Here is a 7,629-nt window from a genome sequence, read left to right as displayed (position 1 = left end):
CCAGGTCATCGCCGGCTTCGCCGGTGCCACCGCCGACGCCTTCACCCTGTTCGAGCGCTTCGAAGGCCAGCTTGAGAAACACCAGGGCCATCTCATTCGCGCCGCCGTCGAGTTGGCCAAGGAATGGCGTACCGACCGCTCCCTGAGCCGCCTGGAAGCCATGCTGGCGGTGGCCAACAAGGACGCCTCGCTGATCATCACCGGCAACGGTGACGTGGTCGAACCCGAAGACGGCCTGATCGCCATGGGTTCCGGTGGCGGCTACGCCCAGGCCGCCGCCCGCGCCCTGCTGCAGAAAACCGATCTGTCGGCACGCGAAATCACCGAGGCCGCACTCAATATCGCCGGTGACATCTGCGTGTTCACCAACCACAACCTGACCATCGAGGAGCAGGACCTGGCCGAGTAATTCAGCTGTTCTGGCGCCCGCCCCCGACGGTCGGGCTTTCCCACGCTGAACACTTGCCCACAGGACCATCGACCATTATGTCCATGACCCCCCGCGAAATCGTCCACGAACTCAACCGCCACATCATCGGCCAGGACGATGCCAAGCGCGCCGTCGCCATCGCCCTGCGCAACCGCTGGCGGCGCATGCAACTGCCCGAAGAACTGCGTGTGGAAGTGACCCCCAAGAACATCCTGATGATCGGCCCGACCGGTGTCGGCAAGACCGAGATCGCCCGTCGCCTGGCCAAGCTGGCCAACGCGCCGTTCATCAAGGTCGAAGCCACCAAGTTCACCGAGGTCGGCTATGTGGGCCGTGACGTCGAGTCGATCATCCGCGACCTGGCCGATGCCGCCATCAAGCTGCTGCGCGAGCAGGAGATCGTGCGTGTGCGCCACCGCGCCGAAGACGCCGCCGAAGAGCGCATCCTCGATGCCCTGCTGCCGCCTGCACGCCCAGGCTTCAATGAAGACCCGGTCAACACCAGCGATTCCAACACCCGCCAGCTGTTCCGCAAGCGCCTGCGCGAAGGCCAGCTGGACGACAAGGAAATCGAGATCGAAGTGGCCGAAGCGGTCGGCGTCGACATTTCTGCGCCGCCCGGCATGGAAGAGATGACCAACCAGTTGCAGAGCCTGTTCGCCAACATGGGCAAGGGCAAGAAGAAAAGCCGCAAGCTCAAGGTCAAGGAAGCGCTCAAGCTGGTGCGCGACGAAGAAGCCGGCCGCCTGGTCAACGAAGAAGAGCTCAAGGCCAAGGCCCTGGAAGCGGTCGAGCAGCACGGCATCGTGTTCATCGACGAGATCGACAAGGTCGCCAAGCGCGGCAACGTCGGCGGCGCCGATGTGTCCCGTGAAGGCGTGCAGCGCGACCTGCTGCCGCTGATCGAAGGCTGCACGGTCAACACCAAGCTGGGCATGGTCAAGACCGACCACATCCTGTTCATCGCCTCCGGCGCGTTCCACCTGAGCAAGCCGAGCGACCTGGTGCCCGAGCTGCAAGGTCGCCTGCCGATCCGCGTGGAACTCAAGGCACTCAGCCCGCAGGATTTCGAGCGCATCCTCAGCGAGCCGCATGCCTCGCTCACAGAGCAATACCGCGAGCTGCTGAAAACCGAAGGCCTGAACATCGAGTTCGCCGCCGACGGCATCAAGCGCCTGGCCGAGATCGCCTGGCAGGTCAACGAGAAGACCGAGAACATTGGTGCGCGGCGGCTGCACACCCTGCTCGAGCGCCTGCTCGAAGAGGTGTCGTTCAGCGCCGGCGACCTGGCCAGCGCCCACAGCGAGACGCCAATCCGCATCGACGCCGACTACGTCAACAGCCACCTGGGCGAATTGGCGCAGAACGAAGACCTGTCCCGTTATATTCTGTAAGCCTAACTCCCTTGCAGGCAGGGCCGTTCGCGGCCCTGAACTTTATGTCCCGACTGCCTACCGCGATCAATCTGCACAAAGCCTCCAAGACCCTCAGCCTGACCTACGGGCCGAACGAGGTGTACCACCTGCCCGCCGAATTCCTGCGCGTGCACTCCCCTTCTGCCGAGGTCCAGGGCCATGGCAACCCGATCCTGCAGTTCGGCAAGCTGGGGGTCGGCCTGACCCAGCTCGAACCCGCCGGGCAATACGCGCTCAAGCTGACCTTCGACGACGGCCATGACAGTGGCCTGTTCACCTGGGACTACCTGGAGCAGCTGTGCCTGCGCCAGCAACAGCTGTGGGCCGAGTACCTCGACGAACTGGCCAAGGCCGGCAAGTCCCGCGACCCATCCGAGTCTGTCATCAAACTGATGCTCTAACCCGGCACTCTGGGGTTTTAGAGCGCATTTTCTAATTCTATTTGCTTGAATGCCCGTGGCACCGGCCAATGATTGGCCGGCTTGCGCATTCCATGAAAGTCGGGTAACCAATGGAGATGGCAAGCTCCCTGCATCGGTTTGTTCATGCAGGGTCTGGCCGGTATGTAGAGGTCGCGAGCGAAAGCAGGCTGTCTTCACACGCAGAAAACCCCGCAGCGCTCATCAGCGACACGCATCCGGCCGCAGGACCGCAGTTCGTTATCACTGGTCACCCGAGCAGTAGTACCGGGCACTCGGCTATGTAGCGTCGCAGCCACCCCGGTACTCGTCTCAGGACAACGGAGCGTCGTAGATGAGTAACAAGAACAACGATGACCTGCAGCGCCAAGCCTCGGAAAACACCCTGGGGCTGAACCCCGTCATAGGCCTGCGCCGCAAGGATTTACTGTCGTCGGCGCGGATGGTGCTGCGCCAGGCCATCAAGCAACCGCTGCACAGCGCCAAGCATGTTGCGCATTTCGGCCTGCAACTCAAGGACGTGATCTTCGGCAAGTCCGGCCTGCAGCCGGAAAGCGACGACCGGCGCTTCAGCGACCCAGCCTGGAGCCAGAACCCGCTGTATCGCCGCTACCTGCAAACCTACCTGGCGTGGCGCAAGGAACTGCACGACTGGATCGGCCACAGCAACCTCTCGGAACAGGACATCAGCCGCGCGCACTTTGTCATCAACCTGATGACCGAGGCCATGGCCCCGACCAACACTGCGGCCAACCCGGCGGCGGTCAAGCGCTTCTTCGAAACCGGTGGCAAGAGCCTGCTCGACGGCCTGTCCAACCTGGCCAAGGACATGGTGCACAACGGCGGCATGCCCAGCCAGGTCAACATGGACGCCTTCGAGGTTGGCAAGAACCTGGGCACCAGCGACGGTGCGGTGGTGTTTCGCAACGATGTGCTGGAGCTGATCCAGTACAGCCCGATCACCGAGCAGGTGCACGAAAAGCCGCTGCTGGTGGTGCCACCGCAAATCAACAAGTTCTATGTGTTCGACCTCAGCGTCGACAAGAGCCTGGCGCGCTTCTGCCTGCGCTCCACCGTGCAGACCTTCATCATCAGCTGGCGCAACCCCACCAAGGCGCAGCGCGAGTGGGGCCTGTCGACCTACATCGACGCGCTCAAGGAGGCGGTCGACGTGGTGCTGGCGATCACCGGCAGCAAGGACCTGAACATGCTCGGCGCCTGCTCGGGCGGCATCACCTGCACCGCGCTGGTGGGCCATTACGCGGCACTGGGCGAAAAGAAGGTCAACGCCCTGACGCTGCTGGTGAGCGTGCTCGACACCACCCTCGACACCCAGGTGGCGCTGTTCGTCGACGAACAGACCCTGGAGGCGGCCAAGCGTCACTCCTACCAGGCCGGCGTGCTCGAAGGCCGCGACATGGCCAAGGTGTTCGCCTGGATGCGGCCCAACGACCTGATCTGGAACTACTGGGTCAACAACTACCTGCTCGGCAACGACGCCGGTGTTCGACATCCTGTTCTGGAACAACGACACCACGCGTCTGCCCGCCGCGTTCCACGGCGACCTGATCGAAATGTTCAAGAACAACCCCCTGGTGCGCCCGGGTGCACTGGAAGTGTGCGGCACGCCGATCGACCTGAGCCAGGTCACCACCGACATCTTCAGCGTGGCCGGCACCAACGACCACATCACACCGTGGAAGTCCTGCTACAAGTCGGCTCAGCTGTTCGGTGGCAAGGTCGAGTTTCTGCTGTCCAACAGCGGGCATATCCAGAGCATCCTCAACCCGCCGGGCAATCCCAAGGCACGCTACATGACCAGCAGCGAGATGCCGGCCGATGCCGACGCCTGGCAAGAGAGCTCGACCAAGCACACCGACTCCTGGTGGCTGTACTGGCAGACCTGGCTGGCCGAGCGTTCGGGCGAGCTCAAGCCGGCGCCGACCAAGCTGGGCAACAAGGCCTACCCAAGCGCCGAAGCGGCCCCTGGCACCTACGTTCACGAACGCTGAAAACACCCGGCGCCGCCCTTGTGGTGGGTGGCGCGGCAACCACGACAGGGCTCGCGCATGCCGCAACCGTACCTCTTCAGAACCGTCGAGCTGGATGGCCAGTCCATCCGCACGGCCGTTCGCCCCGGCAAGCCGCACCTCACGCCCCTGCTGGTGTTCAATGGCATCGGCGCCAACCTGGAACTGGTGTTTCCGTTCATCGAGGCGCTGGACCCGGACCTGGAGGTGATCGCCTTCGACGTGCCCGGTGTGGGCGGCTCGTCGACCCCGCGCCGGCCGTACCGTTTTCCCGGCCTGGCCAAGCTGACCGCACGCATGCTCGACTACCTCGACTATGGCCAGGTCAATGCCATCGGCGTGTCGTGGGGCGGGGCGCTGGCCCAGCAGTTCGCCCACGACTACCCCGAGCGCTGCAAGAAGCTGGTACTGGCCGCCACGGCGGCCGGTGCGGTGATGGTGCCGGGCAAGCCACGGGTGCTATGGCTGATGGCGAGCCCGCGGCGCTACATTCAACCGTCGCACGTGATTCGCATCGCCCCGGAAATCTACGGTGGGGCCTTTCGGCGCGACCCGGACCTGGCGCTGTCGCATGCCTCCAAGGTGCGCTCCTCGGGCAAGCTGGGCTACTACTGGCAGTTGTTCGCCGGCATGGGCTGGACCAGTATCCACTGGCTGCACAAGATCCAGCAGCCGACGCTGGTGCTGGCCGGTGACGACGACCCGCTGATCCCGTTGATCAATATGCGCCTGCTGGCCTGGCGTATTCCCAATGCCCAGCTACACATAATCGACGACGGTCACTTGTTCCTGATCACCCGGGCCGAAGCCGTCGCCCCGATCATCATGAAATTCCTGCAGCAGGAGCGCCAGCGCGCCGTCATGCATCCACGGCCCGCCCCGAGCGCTTGAGCCCCTTATCGCTTGCACCCCTGGCAGGAGCGCCGGGGCATGCCAGCGCAGCCCGGGTTGGTGTCGCTCTTGCATTGAAACATTGGTTGATGGCCTGACGACGGAGTGTTGCCTGGATGAAAGACAAGCCCGCGAAGGCTGGGGCCCCCGCCCCCGCCAGCTTTATCAACGTGCGCAGCGCAATCAGCGGCCTGCGCGGTCGCGACCTGCTGTCGACGGTGCGCAACCTCGGCCGCCACGGCTTGCGCCACCCGCTGCACACCGCCCGCCATCTGCTGGAGCTGGGCGGCCAACTGGGCCGCGTGATGCTTGGCGATACCCCCTACCAGCCTGCCGCGCGCGACACCCGCTTCAACGACCCCAGCTGGCAACTCAACCCGTTCTACCGGCGCGGCCTGCAGGCGTACCTGGCGTGGCAGAAGCAGACCCGCCAGTGGATCGACGAAAGCCAGCTCGACGAGGATGACCGCGCCCGCGCGCACTTTCTGTTCTCGCTGCTCAACGACGCCGTGGCGCCCACCAACACCCTGCTCAACCCGGCGGCGATCAAGGAACTGCTCAACTCCGGCGGCCTGAGCCTGGTGCGCGGCGTAGGGCACCTGATCGATGACCTGCGCCACAACGACGGCCTGCCGCGCCAGGTCGCTGCAGATGCCTTCGAGGTCGGCCGTAACCTGGCCAGCACCCCCGGCGCGGTGGTGTTTCGCAACGAGCTGCTGGAGCTGATCCAGTACAAGCCCATGAGCGAGAAGCAGTACGCACGGCCGGTGCTGGTGGTGCCGCCGCAGATCAACAAGTTCTACATCTTCGACCTCAGCGCCAGCAACAGTTTCGTCCAGTACATGCTCAAGAACGGCCTGCAGACCTTCATGATCAGCTGGCGCAACCCCGACCCGCGCCACCGCGAGTGGGGCCTGTCGAGCTATGTGGCCGCGGCTGAAGAGGCGCTGAACGTGTGCCGCGCAATCACCGGCAGCCGCGACGTCAACCTGCTCGGTGCGTGCGCCGGCGGGCTGACCATCGCCGCCCTGCAGGGCCACCTGCAGGCCAAGCGCCAGGCGCGCCGGGTGCACAGCGCCACCTACCTGGTGAGCCTGCTCGACAGCCAGCTGGACAGCCCGGCGAGCCTGTTCGCCGACGAGCAGACCCTGGAGGCCGCCAAGCGCCGCTCGTACCAGCAGGGCGTGCTGGAGGGCCGCGAGATGGCCAAGGTGTTTGCCTGGATGCGCCCCAACGACCTGATCTGGAACTACTTCGTCAACAACTACCTGCTGGGCAAGGCGCCGCCAGCGTTCGACATCCTCTACTGGAACAACGACAACAGCCGCCTGCCGGCCGCGTTGCATGGCGACCTGCTGGATTTCTTCAAATTCAACCCGCTGGCGCACGCCCAGGGGCTGGAGGTGTGCGGCACGCCGATCGACCTGCAGAAGGTCACGGTGGACAGTTTTCACGTGGCCGGCAGCAACGACCACATCACCCCGTGGGACGCGGTGTACCGCTCGGCCCTGCTGCTGGGCGGCGAACGGCGTTTCGTGCTGGCCAACAGCGGGCACGTGCAGAGCATCCTCAACCCGCCGGGCAACCCCAAGGCGCACTATGTCGAAAACCCCAGGCTGAGCAGCGATCCGCGCGCCTGGTACTACGATGCGCACAAGGTAGACGGCAGCTGGTGGCCACACTGGCTGGACTGGGTACAGGCGCGCTCCGGTGCGCAGCGCGAGACCCGCATGACCCTGGGCAGCGCGACCTACCCTCCCATGGACCCCGCACCCGGTACCTACGTACTGGTGCGCTGAACAAGAAGACAGGATGAAAACCCGCGACCGAATTCTCGAGTGTGCCCTGCAGCTGTTCAACCGGCAGGGCGAACCGAATGTCTCGACCCTGGAAATTGCCAATGAGATGGGCATCAGCCCGGGCAACCTGTACTACCACTTTCACGGCAAGGAGCCGTTGGTGCTGGGCTTGTTCGAGCGTTTCGAAGAAGAGCTGACACCCCTGCTCGACCCGCCGCTGGAGGTGCGCCTGGAGGCCGAGGATTACTGGCTGTTTCTGCACCTGATCGTCGAACGCATGGCGCAGTACCGGTTTCTGTTCCAGGACCTGTCCAACCTGACCGGGCGCTGCCCAAGCTGGCGCGTGGCATGCGCAACCTGCTCAATGCGCTCAAGCGTACGCTGGCAGCGCTGCTGGCAAGCCTCAAGGCGCATGGCCAGGTGACCAGTGATACCCGAGCGCTGGGGCAACTGGTGGAGCAGATCACCCTGACGTTGCTGTTCTCGCTGGATTACCAGCGGGTACTGGCGCGCGAGGGCGAGGTGGGGATCGTGGTGTACCAGGTGATGATGCTGGTGGCGCCGCACCTGGAGGTGGCGTCGCGCCATGCCGCGGAGCAGTTGGCCTTGCGCTACCTGGAGGGCTGAAAAGCTTCGCTGGCAAGC

The 7,629-nt window shown here is 64.5% G+C and carries 5 protein-coding genes and 2 pseudogenes; all 7 read left to right on the top strand.

The window, feature by feature from the left end; genetic code table 11:
• On the top strand, nucleotides 1-409 hold a 409-nt coding region (hslV, locus tag G3436_RS09160; protein ID WP_163943838.1), incomplete at its 5' end, for an ATP-dependent protease subunit HslV.
• Nucleotides 410-486: 77 nt separating this feature from the next.
• Complete coding sequence (gene hslU, locus G3436_RS09155; protein WP_163943836.1) at nucleotides 487-1,824, top strand: ATP-dependent protease ATPase subunit HslU; 1,338 nt, start codon at nucleotides 487-489, stop codon at nucleotides 1,822-1,824.
• 44 nt (nucleotides 1,825-1,868) lie between these two features.
• Nucleotides 1,869-2,246, top strand: a complete 378-nt coding sequence (locus G3436_RS09150; RefSeq protein WP_163943834.1) for a gamma-butyrobetaine hydroxylase family protein — start codon at nucleotides 1,869-1,871, stop codon at nucleotides 2,244-2,246.
• A gap of 352 nt (nucleotides 2,247-2,598) precedes the next feature.
• Nucleotides 2,599-4,276, top strand: a pseudogene (gene phaC, locus G3436_RS09145) (class II poly(R)-hydroxyalkanoic acid synthase).
• Nucleotides 4,277-4,333: 57 nt separating this feature from the next.
• On the top strand, nucleotides 4,334-5,185 hold the full coding sequence (gene phaZ / locus G3436_RS09140) for a poly(3-hydroxyalkanoate) depolymerase (RefSeq protein ID WP_163943832.1): 852 nt from the start codon (nucleotides 4,334-4,336) through the stop codon (nucleotides 5,183-5,185).
• 116 nt (nucleotides 5,186-5,301) lie between these two features.
• The gene (gene phaC / locus G3436_RS09135) at nucleotides 5,302-6,984 is read left to right on the top strand and encodes a class II poly(R)-hydroxyalkanoic acid synthase (RefSeq protein WP_163943830.1); all 1,683 of its coding nucleotides are present in this window, start codon (nucleotides 5,302-5,304) and stop codon (nucleotides 6,982-6,984) included.
• Nucleotides 6,985-6,997: 13 nt separating this feature from the next.
• A pseudogene (locus tag G3436_RS09130) lies at nucleotides 6,998-7,611 on the top strand (TetR/AcrR family transcriptional regulator).
• Nucleotides 7,612-7,629: the final 18 nt, after the last annotated feature.

It is taken from the genome of Pseudomonas brassicae (assembly GCF_010671725.1).
Lineage (GTDB): Bacteria > Pseudomonadota > Gammaproteobacteria > Pseudomonadales > Pseudomonadaceae > Aquipseudomonas > Aquipseudomonas brassicae.
Note: the sequence above shows the minus strand (reverse complement) of the source record. Positions and strands in the feature narration are given on the sequence as shown.

Coding starts and splice junctions, on each gene's coding strand:
- hslU (WP_163943836.1), top strand. CDS start 487: ATGTCCATGACCCCCCGCGAAATCGTCCACGAACTCAACCGCCACATC.
- G3436_RS09150 (WP_163943834.1), top strand. CDS start 1,869: ATGTCCCGACTGCCTACCGCGATCAATCTGCACAAAGCCTCCAAGACC.
- phaZ (WP_163943832.1), top strand. CDS start 4,334: ATGCCGCAACCGTACCTCTTCAGAACCGTCGAGCTGGATGGCCAGTCC.
- phaC (WP_163943830.1), top strand. CDS start 5,302: ATGAAAGACAAGCCCGCGAAGGCTGGGGCCCCCGCCCCCGCCAGCTTT.